This is a genomic window from Pseudomonas sp. FJ2-5-13, from assembly GCF_029201605.1.
Taxonomy (GTDB): Bacteria; Pseudomonadota; Gammaproteobacteria; order Pseudomonadales; family Pseudomonadaceae; genus Aquipseudomonas; species Aquipseudomonas lactis.
In genome coordinates this window covers 5741368-5758511 of sequence record NZ_CP104045.1, presented here as the reverse complement: position 1 = coordinate 5758511, position 17144 = coordinate 5741368, and the positions used below count along the sequence as shown (strand labels likewise).

At 60.2% G+C, this 17144-nt stretch carries 15 protein-coding genes; 10 read left to right on the top strand and 5 right to left on the bottom strand.

What is annotated here, in order from left to right:
• Window positions 1-68: 68 nt before the first annotated feature.
• Window positions 69-698 (bottom strand): TetR/AcrR family transcriptional regulator, encoded by a 630-nt coding sequence (locus tag N2A98_RS25645; protein ID WP_003195254.1) that lies wholly within the window; start codon window positions 696-698, stop codon window positions 69-71.
• A gap of 232 nt (window positions 699-930) precedes the next feature.
• Window positions 931-2307: a glutamine synthetase family protein gene (locus N2A98_RS25640; protein ID WP_003195252.1), complete on the bottom strand. Its 1377-nt coding sequence runs from the start codon at window positions 2305-2307 to the stop codon at window positions 931-933.
• Between the two features lie 278 nt (window positions 2308-2585).
• Between N2A98_RS25640 and N2A98_RS25635 the strand changes: the two genes are divergently transcribed.
• From N2A98_RS25635 to N2A98_RS25600, 8 genes are all read left to right on the top strand, one after another.
• Window positions 2586-2825 (top strand): hypothetical protein, encoded by a 240-nt coding sequence (locus tag N2A98_RS25635; RefSeq protein WP_078467453.1) that lies wholly within the window; start codon window positions 2586-2588, stop codon window positions 2823-2825.
• A 79-nt stretch (window positions 2826-2904) separates the two neighbouring features.
• On the top strand, window positions 2905-4263 hold the full coding sequence (locus N2A98_RS25630; protein WP_003195249.1) for a glutamine synthetase family protein: 1359 nt from the start codon (window positions 2905-2907) through the stop codon (window positions 4261-4263).
• A 58-nt stretch (window positions 4264-4321) separates the two neighbouring features.
• A complete protein-coding gene (locus N2A98_RS25625; protein ID WP_003195247.1) occupies window positions 4322-5686 on the top strand; it encodes an aspartate aminotransferase family protein in 1365 nt (454 codons plus the stop codon).
• A 183-nt stretch (window positions 5687-5869) separates the two neighbouring features.
• Entirely contained in the window at window positions 5870-6964 is a 1095-nt protein-coding gene (locus N2A98_RS25620; RefSeq protein ID WP_044269694.1) for a polyamine ABC transporter substrate-binding protein, read from the top strand.
• Between the two features lie 242 nt (window positions 6965-7206).
• Window positions 7207-8301 carry a polyamine ABC transporter substrate-binding protein gene (locus tag N2A98_RS25615; protein WP_003195242.1) on the top strand — a complete coding sequence of 365 codons (1095 nt, stop codon included), beginning with the start codon at window positions 7207-7209 and terminating at the stop codon, window positions 8299-8301.
• Between the two features lie 66 nt (window positions 8302-8367).
• Window positions 8368-9510, top strand: a complete 1143-nt coding sequence (potA, locus tag N2A98_RS25610) for a polyamine ABC transporter ATP-binding protein (protein WP_003195240.1) — start codon at window positions 8368-8370, stop codon at window positions 9508-9510.
• 35 nt (window positions 9511-9545) lie between these two features.
• Window positions 9546-10427: an ABC transporter permease subunit gene (locus N2A98_RS25605; protein WP_169855749.1), complete on the top strand. Its 882-nt coding sequence runs from the start codon at window positions 9546-9548 to the stop codon at window positions 10425-10427.
• Entirely contained in the window at window positions 10424-11308 is an 885-nt protein-coding gene (locus N2A98_RS25600; protein ID WP_003195236.1) for an ABC transporter permease subunit, read from the top strand. The genes N2A98_RS25605 and N2A98_RS25600 overlap by 4 nt, the downstream gene beginning before the upstream one ends.
• Before the next feature lie 141 nt (window positions 11309-11449).
• Here N2A98_RS25600 and N2A98_RS25595 read toward each other — a convergent pair whose 3' ends face one another.
• Window positions 11450-12091, bottom strand: coding sequence for an HD domain-containing protein (locus N2A98_RS25595; protein ID WP_275622796.1), 642 nt, complete (start codon window positions 12089-12091; stop codon window positions 11450-11452).
• 248 nt (window positions 12092-12339) lie between these two features.
• On the opposite strand from N2A98_RS25595, the gene N2A98_RS25590 reads away from it, so the two are divergent.
• Window positions 12340-13305 carry a GlxA family transcriptional regulator gene (locus N2A98_RS25590; RefSeq protein ID WP_047712030.1) on the top strand — a complete coding sequence of 322 codons (966 nt, stop codon included), beginning with the start codon at window positions 12340-12342 and terminating at the stop codon, window positions 13303-13305.
• Here the strand turns inward: N2A98_RS25590 and N2A98_RS25585 are convergent.
• On the bottom strand, window positions 13283-13636 hold the full coding sequence (locus N2A98_RS25585) for a carboxymuconolactone decarboxylase family protein (protein WP_034128991.1): 354 nt from the start codon (window positions 13634-13636) through the stop codon (window positions 13283-13285). The genes N2A98_RS25590 and N2A98_RS25585 overlap by 23 nt on opposite strands.
• A 99-nt stretch (window positions 13637-13735) precedes the next feature.
• Between N2A98_RS25585 and N2A98_RS25580 the strand changes: the two genes are divergently transcribed.
• On the top strand, window positions 13736-14638 hold the full coding sequence (locus N2A98_RS25580; protein WP_275622795.1) for an AraC family transcriptional regulator: 903 nt from the start codon (window positions 13736-13738) through the stop codon (window positions 14636-14638).
• A 133-nt stretch (window positions 14639-14771) separates the two neighbouring features.
• Here the strand turns inward: N2A98_RS25580 and N2A98_RS25575 are convergent, their stop codons facing one another.
• Window positions 14772-17126, bottom strand: coding sequence for a penicillin acylase family protein (locus tag N2A98_RS25575; RefSeq protein ID WP_275622794.1), 2355 nt, complete (start codon window positions 17124-17126; stop codon window positions 14772-14774).
• Between the last annotated feature and the right edge of the window lie 18 nt (window positions 17127-17144).

Genomic DNA, 17144 nt, shown 5'->3' with positions numbered 1-17144 from the left:
ATGCATTCACCTATCAAAATGTGGGAGCTGGCTTGCCTGCGATGAGGCCGGCCCAGACAACACTGCATTCAGCGCTTGGGCAGGTAGGCCGGCAAATAAAGCCCCACATACGCATCAAACACCCGCATCCCTTCCTCCGCCATGCGCGGGGTAATCAGCCCATGCTGATGCACCGAACGCGCGTATACGCGGTCGCTCAACTCCAACGCCAGGGCAAACACATCCACGTCGCTCGGTAGCGTTGGCACTTCAAAGTGGCGATTGAACACCGCCAGCATCAAGTCGCCCAATTCCAGATCATGCTGGCGATCAGCCTGGGTCACTTCGGTCAACCCATGCTGGGCCAGGATCAACTGGCGTGCCGCGGCATCGTTGCTGTAGATGCTGAGCATGCGTTGTTCGACGATGTAGGACAGGTCGCGCCAATGCTTGAGTGATTCATGCTCGATGGGCGCCTGGATGGCAGCGCGAAAGGCCGCGTGAATGTCAGCGGTCAACGCCTCCAGCAATGCCGGCACACTGGCGAAAAAGTGGTACACCGACGACGGCGGAATCTGTGCTCGTTCGGCCACGCTGTAGATCGACAAACTGGCCACGCCTTCGGCGGCCAGCAAGGTGCGGGCGGCGTCGAGGATCGCATCGATCCGGGCCTGGCTGCGGGCGCGGGGTTTGCGAACAGTGGCGGGGCGGGTGGTCATGGATGTCTCCTACAAGGCAGCGGGCATTGTATGAGCAGGAAGGTTGTGTTGTCTGCCAAGCCGCCTTCGCAGGCAAGCCAGCTCCCACATTTGACCGAGTTCAAGACTTGAAATGCGATCCACTGTGGGAGCTGGCTTGCCTGCGATGAGGCCAACCCGGTTTCCCAAAATAAACCCATAAAAAAACGCCGCGGACCAAAGCCAGCGGCGTTCCTTCGACAGCTACCACCGCTTACACGGTATGCAGGTACCAGTTGTACTCAAGGTCGGAGATGGAGTGTTCAAACTCCTCCAGCTCACTTTCCTTACAGGCGACGAAGATATCGATGTATTTAGGATCGATGTACTTGGCCATCACCTCGCTGTCGTCCAACTCGCGCAAGGCATCGCGCAGGTTGTTCGGCAGGCTCTGCTCGTTTTGCTCGTAGCTGTTGCCTTCCACCGGAGCGTTCGGCTCGATCTTGTTGGTCAGGCCGTGGTGCACGCCCGCCAATACCGAGGCCATCAGCAGGTAAGGGTTGGCATCGGCGCCGGCCACGCGGTGTTCGATACGCACGGCATCGGACGAGCCGGTGGGTACGCGAATCGCCACGGTGCGGTTATCAAGGCCCCAGCACGGCGAGTTCGGCACGTAGAACTGTGCGCCGAAACGACGGTAGGAGTTGACGTTAGGGCACAGGAACGCCATTTGGGCGGGTAGGGTCTCCAGCACACCGCCGATCGCGTGACGCAATGCGGCGTTCTGCTCGGGATCCTCGCTGGCAAAGATGTTCTTGCCGTCCTTGTCCAGAATGGAAATGTGTACGTGCAAACCGTTGCCTGCCTGGCCTGGGTAAGGCTTGGCCATGAAGGTGGTGTCCATCTCATGGTCGTAGGCGATGTTCTTGATCAGGCGCTTGAGCAGTACCGCGTAATCGCAGGCCTTGATCGGGTCGGCAACGTGGTGCAGGTTCACTTCGAACTGCGCCGGGGCACTTTCCTTGACGATGGCGTCCGCCGGGATACCTTGCTCCTTGGCACCTTCCAGAATGTCCTGGAGGCAGTCGACGTATTCGTCGAGGTCGTCGATCAGGTAGACCTGTGTAGAGTGCGGGCGTTTGCCGGAGATCGGCGAGCGGGGCGGTTGTGGGCGGCCGTTCACGTTCTCCTGGTCGATCAGGTAGAACTCAAGCTCGAAGGCGGCGCAGATGGTCAGACCGAGGTCGTCAAACTTGGTAACAACTTGGCGGAGCACTTCGCGCGGATCGGCGAAGAAAGGTTCACCTTCAAGTTCGTGCATGGTCATCAGCAGTTGCGCGGTAGGGCGCTTTTGCCAGGGCTCATTGCACAGGGTGTCGGGGATTGGATAACAGATTCGGTCAGCATCACCGATGTCCAGGCCCAGGCCGGTGCTTTCCACCGTAGAGCCGTTGATATCCAGGGCAAATAAAGAGGCAGGCAGGTTAATGCCCTTCTCGTAAACCTTGTGGAGGCTGGTGCGTTCGATGCGCTTACCGCGCACCACACCATTCATATCCGCAATTAGAAGGTCTACGTACAGAACCTCAGGATGATCCTTAAGGAACGCGTTCGCTTCGTTAAGCTGAACGGCACGCGGGGGTACCGACATGATGCAACACCTTTGTTGTTAAAAATATCAATCATTGATCTTTTCTGGTTTCAGTCAACCCGAACGGCCTGCCGAAGTCAAGCGAGGCATTTTTTGCCCTAAAAAAGCGCCAGGAAGGCTTTTTTGCGGCGTTTTGGGGCGGTTTTTTGGGTTTGGGGGGCTTGGGACCTGCAGGCTTGAGCGGGCCGTGTAGGATTTTTTACGGGGGTGTTGTGTAAAAAAATGAACAAGGCTAAGCTCGATTCAAACCCATAACAGCAATAATACCGGGGTGCTTCATGTTTCACCTGCCGCCAATCGGCGTCTCTGCCTGCTTCAGCCAGGCTTTGTCTGCAGCTCGTTCGCCCCGCGTGAATGCCCAGGCACCGGCCAATATTCTTGACGGCCCGGCCGATCTCCTTTTTGCCATCTCCTACGCCACTGACCGGGCCTCATCCGCCGTGCCGATCATAATTGCGCACAACTTTGGCCTGAGGAATGCAACCCATGGGCAAATGGCAGGTAAGCTCCTACCCTGAATGAAAAAACGACGCGGATGCTGCGTCAACCAACGCCTGGCCTTTAATGGATGCCAGGAAACCCAGCCCAGAGGCATTTATGAGTAACAACCTCGACCAGCTCACCGATTGGTTGAAAGACCACAAGATCACAGAAGTCGAATGCATGATTGGCGACCTCACCGGTATTACCCGGGGCAAGATCTCGCCGACCAACAAGTTCATTGCCGAAAAAGGCATGCGCCTGCCCGAGAGCGTTCTGTTGCAGACCGTGACCGGCGACTATGTCGAAGACGACATCTATTACGAATTGCTCGACCCGGCCGACATCGACATGATCTGCCGCCCCGACCAGAACGCGGTATTTCTGGTGCCGTGGGCCATCGAGCCGACCGCCCAGGTGATCCACGACACCTACGACAAGCAAGGCAACCCGATCGAGCTGTCGCCGCGCAACGTGCTCAAGAAAGTCCTCAAGCTCTACTCCGACCGCGGCTGGCAGCCCATCGTGGCCCCGGAGATGGAGTTCTACCTGACCAAGCGCTGCGAAGACCCGGACTTCCCGCTGCAACCGCCGATTGGCCGCTCCGGCCGCCCAGAAACCGGTCGCCAGTCCTTCTCTATAGAAGCGGCCAACGAATTCGACCCGTTGTTCGAAGATGTCTATGACTGGTGCGAACTGCAGGAGCTGGACCTCGACACCCTGATCCACGAGGACGGCACCGCGCAGATGGAAATCAACTTCCGTCACGGCGATGCCCTGTCCCTGGCCGACCAGATCCTGGTGTTCAAGCGCACCATGCGTGAAGCCGCGCTCAAGCACGACGTGGCCGCCACCTTCATGGCCAAGCCCATGACCGGCGAGCCCGGCAGCGCGATGCACCTGCACCAGAGCATCATCGACATCGCCACCGGCAAGAACGTCTTCTCCAATGAAGACGGGACCATGAGCCAACTGTTCCTCAACCACATTGGCGGCCTGCAGAAATTCATCCCTGAATTGCTGCCTTTATTCGCCCCCAACGTGAACTCGTTCCGCCGCTTCCTGCCCGACACCTCGGCGCCGGTGAACGTGGAATGGGGCGAAGAAAACCGCACCGTCGGCCTGCGCGTACCGGATGCCGGCCCGCAGAACCGTCGTGTGGAAAACCGCCTGCCGGGCGCCGACGCCAACCCGTACCTGGCGATTGCCGCCAGCCTGTTGTGCGGCTACATCGGCATGGTCGAAGGCCATAACCCGAGCGCGCCGGTGGTGGGCCGTGGTTACGAGCGACGCAACCTGCGTCTGCCGTTGACCATCGAAGACGCCCTGGAACGCATGGAAAACAGCAAGACCATCGAGAAATACCTGGGGCAAAAATTCATCACAGGCTACGTCGCGGTCAAGCGGGCCGAGCATGAAAACTTCAAGCGCGTGATCAGTTCGTGGGAGCGGGAATTCCTGCTCTTCGCCGTCTGATGCGCCGGGCGCGTCCTTCAAACGGCGCGCCCTTCACTGAAAAGTCTAGGAGATTGGTATGTCCAGCAACAACCCGCAAACCCGTGAATGGCAAGCCTTGAGCAATGATCACCACCTGGCGCCGTTCAGCGACTTCAAGCAATTGAAAGAGAAAGGCCCAAGGATCATCACCAAAGCCCACGGCGTTTACCTGTGGGACAGCGAAGGCAACAAGATCCTCGACGGTATGGCCGGCCTGTGGTGCGTGGCGATCGGTTACGGTCGCGATGAACTGGCCGATGCCGCCGCCAAGCAAATGAAAGAACTGCCGTACTACAACCTGTTCTTCCAGACCGCACACCCGCCGGTATTGGAGTTGGCCAAGGTCATTTCCGATGTTGCGCCGGCCGGCATGAACCATGTGTTCTTCACCGGCTCTGGCTCCGAAGGCAACGACACCATGTTGCGCATGGTCCGCCACTACTGGGCGATCAAGGGCCAGCCCAACAAGAAAACCATCATTGCCCGCAAGAATGGCTACCACGGCTCTACCGTGGCCGGCGCCAGCCTGGGCGGCATGACCTATATGCACGAGCAGGGCGACTTGCCGATCCCGGGCATTACCCACATCGCCCAGCCGTACTGGTTTGGCGAAGGCGGCGACATGAGCCCCGAGGAATTCGGTGTGTGGGCGGCCAACCAGTTGGAAGAGAAAATCCTGGAGCTGGGCGTGGACAACGTCGGCGCCTTTATTGCCGAGCCGATCCAGGGCGCCGGTGGCGTGATCGTGCCGCCTGCCACGTACTGGCCGCGCATCAAGGAAATCCTCGCCAAGTACGACATCCTGTTTGTCGCCGACGAAGTGATCTGCGGTTTCGGCCGTACCGGTGAGTGGTTCGGTAGCGATTTCTACGACCTCAAGCCACACATGATGACCATCGCCAAGGGCCTGACTTCGGGTTACGTGCCCATGGGCGGCCTGATCGTGCGCGACGAAGTGGTGGCGGTGCTCAACGAAGGGGGCGATTTCAACCACGGCTTTACCTATTCCGGTCACCCGGTCGCCGCGGCTGTGGCCCTGGAAAACATCCGCATCCTGCGCGATGAAAAAATCGTTAACCGTGTGCACGAAGAAACGGCACCGTATTTGCAGAAACGTCTGAGGGAACTGGGCGATCATCCGCTGGTGGGTGAAGTACGCGGCGTCGGTATGCTCGGTGCGATCGAGCTGGTGCAGGACAAGGCGACGCGCAAGCGTCATGAAGGCAAAGGCGCCGGCATGATCTGCCGAACCTTCTGCTTTGAAAATGGCCTGATCATGCGCGCCGTGGGCGACACCATGATCATTTCGCCGCCACTGGTTATCAGCAAGGCTGAAATCGACGAACTGGTGACCAAGGCCCGTCACTGCCTGGACCTGACTTTGGCTGCCTTGCAGGGCTAAGTGCTAGGCTCAGTGCGCGGTGTACTGGGCAGTTACAAATGCAGGGGCTTTGGTTGAAAGCCGGCCCCTGAACTTGCCAGACTGTCGCCCTGTTTTGTTGCCCTTCGGTTGGGCCGTAAAACATACAACGCTTGTGGCCCAAAAAAGAAAAAATTGGAGCATCACCAAATGAAGGCATTAGGTTTGAAGAACGCTGGCAAGACCCTCCTCGCCTTGTCGCTGATGGGCGCAATGGCGGGCGCGGCCCAGGCAGACAGCAAAGTGCTGCACGTCTACAACTGGTCCGACTACATTGCACCGGACACCATCGCCAACTTTGAAAAAGAGTCGGGCATCAAAGTGGTGTACGACGTTTTTGACAGCAACGAGACCCTGGAAGCCAAGTTGCTGGCAGGCAAGTCCGGCTACGACATCGTCGTGCCGTCGAACAACTTCCTCGCCAAGCAGATCAAAGCCGGTGTCTATCAGGAACTGGACAAGTCCAAGCTGCCTGCCTATAGCAACCTGAACGCATCCCTGCTCAAAGCCGTGTCGGTCAGCGACCCGGACAACAAGCACGCCTTCCCGTACATGTGGGGTTCGATCGGCATCGGCTACAACCCGGAGAAGGTCAAGGCTGCGCTGGGCGTGGACAAGATCGACTCGTGGGATGTGCTGATGAAGCCAGAGAACATCGCCAAGCTGAAAAGCTGCGGCGTGAGCTTCCTCGATTCGCCGACCGAAATGCTGCCGATTGCTTTGCACTACCTGGGCCTGCCGACCGACACCCAGAAGAAAGCCGACCTCAAGCAGGCTGAAGACCTGTTCTTGAAGATCCGTCCTTCGATCGGCTACTTCCACTCCTCCAAGTACATCTCCGACCTGGCCAATGGCAACATCTGCGTGGCCGTGGGTTACTCGGGTGACATCCAGCAGGCCAAGTCCCGTGCCGCTGAAGCCGGTGGCAAAGTCAAAGTTGCCTACGACATTCCGAAAGAAGGTGCCGGCAGTTTCTTCGACATGGTTGCCATCCCTAAAGATGCGGAAAACGTCGACGCTGCCTATGCATTCATGAACTACCTGCTCAAACCTGAAGTGATGGCGAGCATCACCAACAGCGTGCGTTTCCCGAACGGTAACGAGAAGGCCACCGCACTGGTAGACAAAGACATCACCAGCGACCCGGGCATCTACCCGGCCGCTGATGTGCAGGCCAAGCTCTACGCAATTGCTGACTTGCCGGCTGCTACTCAGCGTGAAATGACCCGTAGCTGGACCAAGATCAAATCCGGTAAATAACGCACAAACCTGTAGGAGCGAGCTCGTGTGGGAGCGGGCTTGCTCGCGAATGCGCAGTGTCAGCCAGCATATGTATCAACTGATACGCCGCTTTCGCGAGCAAGCCCGCTCCCACACAAAACAGCTCTCACAAATTAAATGACAGAAAGTTTTGCCGGATCGGTTTATCGACGGTAAGTTGCGCGCCGGTTTTGTTGCCGGGCAACAACTTCAAGGCCCCAACTATTCAAGAGGACCTCCACTTGCCAATTTCTTTATTTCGCAAAGCCATGCTGGTGGGTGCAGGTATCACGCTGGCTGCCAGCGTGCAGGCCGCACCGACGGTGCATATTTATAACTGGTCGGATTACATCGGCCCCGACACCCTGGCCAACTTCGAAAAGGCCAGCGGTATCAAGCCCGTGTATGACGTGTTTGACTCCAACGAAACCCTGGAAGGCAAGTTGCTCGCCGGGCGCACCGGCTACGACGTGGTGGTGCCGTCCAACCATTTCCTGGGCAAGCAGATCAAAGCTGGGGCGTTCCAGAAGCTCGACAAGTCACTGCTGACCCACTACGCCAACCTCGACCCGGTACTGCTCAAACGCCTGGAAAAGAACGACCCGGGTAACCAGTACGCCGTGCCGTACCTGTGGGGCACCAACGGCATTGGCTACAACGTCGACAAGGTCAAGCAAGTGCTGGGTGTCGACAAGATCGACTCCTGGGCCGTGTTGTTCGAACCGGAAAACATGAAGAAGCTGGCCACTTGCGGCGTGTCGTTCATGGACTCGGCCGATGAAATGCTGCCGGCGGTACTTAACTACATGGGCCTGGACCCCAACAGCACCAACCCGGCCGACTACAAGAAAGCCGAGGAAAAACTGCTGAAAGTGCGGCCCTACGTGACCTACTTCCATTCCTCCAAATACATCTCGGACCTGGCCAACGGCAACATCTGCGTGGCGGCCGGTTTCTCCGGCGATGTGTTCCAGGCCAAGGCTCGCGCAGCAGAGGCGGGCAAAGGCGTGAACATCGCCTACACGATTCCCAAAGAAGGCGGCAATCTGTGGTTCGACGTGCTGGCGATTCCCAAGGATGCCAGCAACGTCAAGGAAGCCCACGCCTTCATCAACTATTTGCTGCAGCCTGAGGTGATCGCTCAGGTCAGCGATCAAGTCGGTTACGCCAACCCTAACCCAGGGGCGGACAAACTGATGGAGCAATCGATACGCACTGACGCAGCGGTTTACCCACCGCAGGCGGTTCTCGAGCGGACATTCGTCAACTTTGAGCTACCCCCGAAAGTGCAGCGTTTAATGACCCGTAGCTGGACCAAGGTCAAGACGGGCAAGTAAGGCTCAAACTATCCAAGGCTGGCCTGCATTGGGCCGGCTGCACAGTTTTTTTTGGGAGTTTCGTAAATGGCAGTTGCCTCCGGCGCCTATAAGAAAGCCCTCGAGGGCGACCAAACACCGAAAAAGGTGCTGGTCAAAATCGACCGGGTCACGAAGAAGTTCGACGAGACGATTGCCGTGGACGATGTGTCCCTGGAAATCAAGAAAGGCGAGATCTTCGCCTTGCTCGGCGGTTCGGGTTCGGGCAAATCCACCTTGCTGCGCATGCTTGCAGGTTTCGAGCGCCCAACCGAAGGTCGCATCTACCTCGACGGTGTGGACATCACCGACATGCCGCCCTACGAGCGGCCGATCAACATGATGTTCCAGTCCTACGCCTTGTTCCCGCACATGACCGTGGCGCAGAACATCGCCTTCGGCCTGCAACAGGACAAGATCCCCAAGGCTGAAGTCGACGCACGCGTGGCCGAGATGCTCAAGCTGGTGCAGATGAGCCAGTACGCCAAGCGCAAGCCGCACCAGTTGTCCGGCGGCCAGCGCCAGCGTGTGGCGTTGGCCCGCTCCTTGGCCAAGCGCCCGAAACTGCTGCTGCTCGATGAGCCGATGGGCGCGCTGGACAAGAAGCTGCGCTCGCAGATGCAACTGGAGTTGGTGGAGATCATCGAGCGCGTTGGGGTGACCTGCGTGATGGTGACCCACGACCAGGAAGAGGCCATGACCATGGCCGAACGCATTGCGATCATGCACCTGGGCTGGATCGCCCAGATCGGCAGCCCCATCGATATCTACGAAACCCCCACCAGCCGCCTGGTGTGCGAGTTCATCGGCAACGTCAACATCTTCGACACCCAAGTGGTGGACGACGCTGAAGGCCACGCGGTGCTCAAGTGCCCGGACCTGGACCGCGACATCTACGTGGGCTACGGCATCGCCACCTCGGTGGAAGACAAGTCGGTGACCTACGCCATTCGCCCGGAAAAGCTGCTGGTGACCACCGAAATGCCGACCTGCGAGCACAACTGGTCCAGCGGCAAGGTGCACGACATCGCCTACCTGGGCGGCCACTCGGTATTCTACGTGGAGCTGCCGAGCGGCAAGCTGGTGCAGTCTTTCGTCGCCAACGCCGAACGCCGTGGCCAGCGCCCAACCTGGGGTGACCAGGTGTACGTGTGGTGGGAAGACGACAGCGGCGTGGTACTTCGCTCATGAACATGAAGAAATTCAAGCGGCGCTTGGATCGCATCGTGCCCAATGGCAAGCAGGTGGTCATCGGGATTCCCTTCCTCTGGCTGTTCCTGTTTTTCGCACTGCCGTTTTTCATCGTGCTGAAAATCAGCTTTGCCGAAGCCGATGTGGCGATCCCGCCCTATACCGAGATCTATACCTACGTTGAGCAAAAGCTGGAGGTGGTGCTGAACCTGGCCAACTACAGCTTGCTGGCGGGCGACGAGTTGTACATCGCCGCCTACCTGGGCTCGTTGAAGATGGCGTTTTTCAGCACGCTGCTGTGCCTGCTGATCGGCTACCCGATGGCCTACGCCATCGCCACCGCGCGCAAAGAGATGCAGACCGTGCTGGTGCTGCTGATCATGATGCCCACCTGGACCGCGATCCTGATCCGGGTGTATGCGTGGATGGGCATCCTCAGCAACAACGGCCTGCTCAACGGCTTTTTGATGTCCATGGGCTTGATCAACGAGCCACTGCAGATCCTCAACACCAACATCGCGGTGTACATCGGTGTGGTCTATTCGTACCTGCCGTTCATGATCCTGCCGCTGTACGCCAACCTGGTGAAGCACGACCAGAGCCTGCTGGAAGCCGCTTCCGACCTGGGGTCGAGCACCTTCAACAGCTTCTGGAAAATCACCGTGCCGCTGTCCAAGAACGGCATCATCGCCGGTTGCATGCTGGTGTTTATCCCGGTGGTGGGCGAGTTCGTGATTCCTGAACTGCTCGGCGGCCCGGAAACCCTGATGATCGGTAAGGTGTTGTGGCAAGAGTTCTTCAACAACCGTGACTGGCCGGTGGCGTCCGCCCTGGCGGTGGTGATGCTGGCGATCCTGATCGTGCCGATCATCCTGTTCAACCGCAGCCAAGCCAAAGAGTTGGAGGGCAAGATATGAAGCGTTTTCGTTTCTCCAGCTTCATGCTGGTCGCAGGGTTGTTGTTCATCTACCTGCCGATGTTGATCCTGGTGATCTACTCGTTCAACGAATCCAAACTGGTGACGGTGTGGGGCGGATGGTCGATCAAGTGGTACGTGGGCCTGTTGGACAACACCCAGTTGATGGGCTCGGTGGCCCGCTCCCTGGAAATCGCCTGCTACACGGCGGTGGCGGCGGTGGCGTTGGGTACCCTGGCAGCCTTCGTGCTGACGCGCATCAGTCAGTTCAAGGGCCGCACGCTGTTCGGCGGCCTGGTGACGGCGCCGTTGGTGATGCCGGAAGTGATCACCGGTCTGTCGCTGTTGCTGCTGTTCGTGGCCATGGCGCAGATGATCGGCTGGCCTCAGGAGCGTGGCATCGTCACCATCTGGATCGCTCATACCACCTTCTGTGCGGCGTATGTGGCGGTGGTGGTGTCGGCGCGCTTGCGTGAGCTGGACCTGTCGATTGAAGAGGCGGCGATGGACTTGGGCGCACGGCCGTGGAAGGTGTTCTTCCTGATCACTATCCCGATGATTGCGCCGTCGCTGGCGGCGGGCGGGATGATGTCGTTCGCGCTGTCCCTGGACGACCTGGTACTGGCCAGCTTCGTGTCGGGCCCCGGTTCCACCACCTTGCCGATGGAAGTGTTCTCTGCGGTGCGCCTTGGGGTTAAACCCGAGATCAACGCCGTGGCGAGCCTGATTCTGTTGGCGGTGTCGCTGGTGACCTTCCTGGTGTGGTTCTTCAGCCGTCGGGCCGAAGAACATCGCAAGAAGGCCATTCAGCAGGCAATTGAAGAAGCGGCGGCGGATGGCTGGCAACAGCCGGACAAACGCCGGGCGCCAGCACCGGTCTAATCAGGCCTGCCTGAAGAAACCGGATCAAAATGTGGGAGCGGGCTTGCTCGCGAATGCTGAGTCTCAGTCACCAGATGTCTCGACTGATCCACCGCATTCGCGAGCAAGCCCGCTCCCACATTTGATTGCATTCCAGGTTGATTACGCAGCCCACGGCGACGTGCGGATCACCTGCACAAAATTCATCGGCTTGAACCCAGGCTCCTGGTCCACCAGCACATCGGTCTTCACGTTGCCAAACGTGGTCTGCGGGCGATGGCGCAAGCCGTCGGCGAACGCGCAGATGATGCACTCCTTGAACCCTTCACCCCGTGGATGTGCATGCACCACCGCTTCGCGCTGCACGCTGCTGAACGCGGCGTAGTCCATGCCCAGTACGTCCATCTCCACACCAGCGGTCGCCAGCGCTACGGTGGGGCGCAGGTGTTTCGGCACGCCTGGCGTGGTGTGCAGGGCGATGGACAACCACACTTGTTCGATATCGTCATCGCTCAACCCATAAGGCTTGAGGAACGCGGCGGCGGCGTTGGCGCCGTCCACTTCGAAACGCTCATCGTCACTGCGGTGGCCTTCCACCAGGCCCAAGTCATGGAACATCGCGCCAACGTAGAGCAACTCCGGGTTGTAGGCCAATTGCTTGCGCTCACCGCTCAAGGCGCCGAACAGGAAGACTCGGCGCGAATGGTGGTAGAGCAGGTCGGACTCGACGTCACGGATGTATTCGGTGGTGGCCCTGGCCAAGGCGCTGTCAGGAATCTGGATACCGGCTATGGTGGTGCTCATGGTGGATCTCCTCTGGAAAGATTCCAGTCTGGTCCCATGACCCTGGAGCGGCTATCACCACAGGGAGGCGATCCCGGCCAATGTGCCGCCACATCGTGCCAAGCATGTAGGCGATCCCCTGTGGGAGCTGGCTTGCCTGCGATAGCATCACCTCGGTGTACCTGAGGTACCGAGCCGTCTGCATCGCAGGCAAGCCAGCTCCCACAAGGGGGTCGCGTTTATCCAGTTGGAAAAAGGTGTTTGTGAGTATGGGCAAAACCGTCGCCATCCTGATCTTCCCCGGGGTCCAGTCGCTGGACGTGACCGGGCCGATGGATGTGTTCTGCGAGGCCAACCGCTTCCTGGCGCCCGAGGATCACTATCGGCTGGAAGTGCTCGGCTTCGGCCACGGCGCCATGGCGGCCTCCAACGGTTTGTCATTGCAGGCGCACAAGCACTACAGCGAAGCTCGGCAACCCTACGACCTGCTGCTGGTCGCCGGTGGCCCGCAGTTACCCTTCGACGATTTCGGCCCCGAGTTTGACGCCTGGCTGCGCACTGCCGCCGCTAAGGCACAGCGCTTCGGCTCGATCTGCAACGGCGCCTTTATGCTGGCCCGTGCGGGCCTGCTGGACGGCAAGACCGTCACTACTCACTGGAACGACGCCGCCAGCCTGGCGCGCCTGTGCCCCTCGGCCCAGGTCGAAGCCGACCGTCTGTATGTGCAGGACGGCAAGCTCTACACCTCCGCCGGGGTCACGGCAGGTATCGACCTGTCGTTGTACTTGCTGGCCCAGGATCACGGCCCGGAAGTCGCGCTGAGCGTGGCCAAGCGCCTGGTGGTGTTCACCCAGCGCTCGGGCGGGCAATCGCAGTTCAGCCCGTTCCTCACGCCCCATGCCGAAACCACCTCGGCGGTGGCGCTGGTGCAACTGTACGTGCTGGCCAATCTGACGGGAGACTTGACCATTGCCGACCTGGCCAAGGCGGCCAATATGAGTGCGCGCAATTTCTCCCGGGTGTTTGCCCGTGAAGCGCGGATTACGCCGGCGGAGTTTGTCGAGAGGGCGCGTGTGGATGCGGCGCGGGTGATGCTTGAAAGCAGCCACGCACCGCTTAAAACCGTGGCCTATCAATGCGGCTTTCGCGACGCCCAGCACATGCGCAGTGTGTTCAACCGCCGGCTGGGCGTCACGCCGCAACAGTTCAGGCTTAACTTTGCGGCGCCGGTTTGAGCGTGTCGTAGGCTTCCAGGGCGCGCAGCGAGTAGATGTAGGCCGCGCCTGCATTCAGCGAGATCGCGGTGGCCAGCGTGGCCGCCACTTCTTCGCGGGTTGCCCCGGCCTTGATGGCGGCGTCGGCATGTACGCCGATGCAACCGTCGCAGCGGGTGGTGATCGCCACGGCGATGGAAATCAGTTCACGGGTCTTGGCGTCGAGTACATTGTTTTCCTCGGCAGCTTCCCCCAGCGCCATGTAGGCTTTGACCATCTTCGGGTTGCTCTTGCCCAGTGAGCCAAAGGCTTTCTTTACGGTAGGCAGCAAGTCGGACCAGTTATTGAACATTGCAGTGACTCCTGAACAGGTTGGGTGTGAAGCCAGTCTGCGCCGTTCAGGGCTGGGGCTATTGTTCAATCCGCTCATCTTTTTGACCGATATTCGCAAATGAATGCCATCGACACCCTTATCGCGCTGGCCAACCTGCGCGGCAGCCTGGATTTGCGTTGCCAGTTCCAAGGGAACTGGGCGCTGGACCATGCGCCGGAAAACCTCGGCGTGGCGCCGTATCACATCGTGCTCAGCGGCACCTGCCGCGCCGAGTTGTCTGGCGGGCAGTGTGTGACGCTGGAGGAGGGCGATATCCTGCTGATGCCCGGTGGCGGTACCCACCTGCTGCGCAGCCAGGGCGCGCGCATCCGCCCGATGCAGCCTCGCGTTATCGACGGTGGGGTGCTGACCGTGCACCGTTTGGGCGGCGAACAGCCGGATGTGGATATGCTGTGTGGCAGCTTTCACTACAACCGCCAGTCGCTGTTGTTCGATGCGTTGCCGGACTATCTGGTGGTGTCCAGCCGCCAGTGGCAGAGTGATGGGCAATTGGCGGCGTTGATCGCCTTGCTGCGCAGCGAAGCGGACGGGCAGCAATTGGGCGCCCGTTCGTTTATCAATGCGCTGTCTTCAGCCCTGTTCACCTTGATCCTGCGCAGTTGGTTGAGCGACCAGGCGCCAGTGGCGGGTACCTTCGCCTTGCTCGCTGACAAGCGCTTGAGCAAGGCCTGGCAAGCCATGCTGGCTGAACCTGGGCATGAGTGGACCATCGACAGCCTGGCGTTGGCGGCCAGCATGTCCCGCGCCACCTTTATGCGTGCGTTCGTCAAAGTGGCAGGCGTATCGCCCTGGGTGCTGCTCACTCAGTTGCGTATGGAGAGGGCGTTCAACCTGCTGCGTCAGTCACGCCTGAGCCTGATCGATATCGCCGCCCAGGTGGGGTATCAGTCCCAGGCGGCATTCAGCAAGAAATTCAAGGACACCTACGGCCAAGCGCCAGGGCGCATGCGGGCAGGCTAGCCCCATGCCTGTAGGCGCGAGCTTGCTCGGGAAGAACGCACAGGCGCCGCGTTCATTCAGGAAGCGCGCGTTAGCGTTGACGTTTTCGCGAGCAAGCTCGCTCCTACAGACAGGGGGTCGGATAGGTTGGTCCTTATCGGGCGGGCAGCAGTTTCAAGGTGCCGCGGGTATTGGCCGTCACTTCCTCGTCACTGAAGTGCGCCTGCTCGTACCTTCCCTCGATATAGCTCTGCGCCTGGTCGCCATAGTGCGTATCAAACGGCACGCCGCTTTGCCCCACCGGGTTGATGGTGAGGGCGTGGGTCGGGTCGGCGAAGTCGATCAGGCGTCGTGTCGACGGGCCGTAGGTCACCGGCCACGGTGCCGGGCCAATTGGGGCGGTCTGGTTGTTTGGCACTTCGTGGCTGCCCGGCGCCGGGAACGGGCCGACGTTGAAGATCTTATCCAGCGGCTTTTGCAGGCCCAGCGGGTGGCCGTGGGTCAGGGTGTGCGCCTTGCTCCACTGCCACTGCGCCGGGTCATCGCCGAACGTCGCCTTGAGGTGGGTCAGGCTGTTGTCCCAGGCGAGCTTGACGGTATCGGCGCGGTTGCCGTTCCACCAGGGCGAGTCTGCCGATGCGGCCAGGCGTGGCAAGGCGGCGTCGATCACGCGGGTGCCGAGCAGGGTCTTGAACAAGGCATCGCCGAGTTTGGGGTGAAAGGTCGCGTCGCTAAGGTTGAACAGCAACTGGTTGAACAGCGTGGCACTGGTGGAGTCCAGCGGGTAGTCACCCTTCCAGTTGGCAAGCTGCTCCACCAATTTGAGCTGCGCCGGGTCCTTGACCACCTCGCGCAGCACCGGCAACAGCGGCGCCAGCAGGCGTGGGCCATAGGCGGTGGTGGTGCCCAGTTGCAGGGCCTGGCTGTTGGTCACATCCCACTTAACGCTTGTATCGCTCAACTGCGCGTTCAACTGCTGGCCACGGTCAGCCAGGTTGTAATAGCCGGGGATCGGCATGCCGGTGGGCGATGCCGGCTGGGCATTGGCGGACACCACATAGCCGCGCGGCGGATTTTCTTCCTGGGGGTTGGCACTGAAGGGGTAGAAACCCAGCTTGTCGGCTTGGGCGGTACTGCCGTCGAGGATGAACGCCGGGTTGACGCCAGCCGGGCGGATCGGCAACTGCGCCGCCGCCCACCAGCCGATATCGCCCTTGGCATTGGCCCACACGATGTTCAGGCCCGGCGCCGAGACCTTCGCGGCCGCGGCACGCGCCTTGGCCAGGGTATCGGCACGGTTGAGCTGATAGAAACCATCGAGGATCGGGTTTTCGCTGTCGAGGAACGCCCACCACATGGCAATTGGTGTGCTGCCGGCGTTCTCACCGAGCACGTCGTTGATGATCGGGCCGTGGGGCGAGCGGCGCAGGGTGAGGGTCACCGGCGCCTGGCCCTTGACCTGGATCTGCTGCTCGCTGCTGCTCATGTCCACCCATTGGTCGTGATACCAAACCTGGTTGGGGTTGTTTGGGTTGACCTTCTCGGCGACCAGGTCGAGGTCGTCGTTCTGGAACATGGTCAGGCTCCAGCCGAAGTCCTGGTTGTGCCCCAGGAACGCCACCGGTACCAGCGCGTTGTGGTAGCCGTACAACTCAAAGCCTGGCGCCGACAACTGCGCTTCGTACCACACCGAAGGCACCGAAAAACGGATATGCGGATCACCCGCCAGCAACGGCTTGCCGCTTTGGGTATGGCTGCCGCTGACGGCCCAGGCATTGCTGCCTTCGAACTGCGGCAGGCCGTTATCGGCCAGGGCCTGTTCGCTCAGGGCGGCGATGGCGCCAAGGGTCTGCCAGTCGCTGGCCGCCAGATTGAGGGCGCCCTTGGGTTGCCAGTCCAGATCGAAGACCTTCAAGTAGTCGCTGCCCAGCCGGTCGCGCACATAGGTCAGCACCGGCTCGGTGCGAAAGGCGGCGGCAAAGCTGTAGGCCATGTACCCGGCGACGCTGATGCTGTCTTCGGCGGTAAACGGGCGCTTGGCGATGCCCAGCACATCGAACTCCATAGGGCTGGCGTGGCTGTCCTGATACTGGTTGATCCCGTCCAGGTAGGCTTGCAGGGCCTTGGACGAGGCTGAGCCAGGGTCCATGTGCTCCACGTAGCTCAAGGCACGCTCGCGAATGCGCAGGCTGCGAAACAGTTTGTCGGTTTCCAGCAGCTTGGGCCCCAGCACCTCGGCCAGCTCGCCACGGGCCAGGCGCCGCATGATCTCCATCTGGAACAGGCGGTCCTGGGCATGCACGTAGCCCAGGGCGCGGTACAGGTCGGCTTCGTTTTCGGCGCGGATATGCGGTACACCACGGTCGTCGTAGCGCACCGTGACCGAGCCTTGCAGGTGCGCCAGCGTCACCGTGCCCTGGCGCGTAGGTTGTTTGCTGTAGACGTACCAACCGGCGCCCAGGGCGACCAGCACAATCAGCACCGCAAAAACCTGCAGGACGCGCTTCATGAACATTCCTTACCAGAG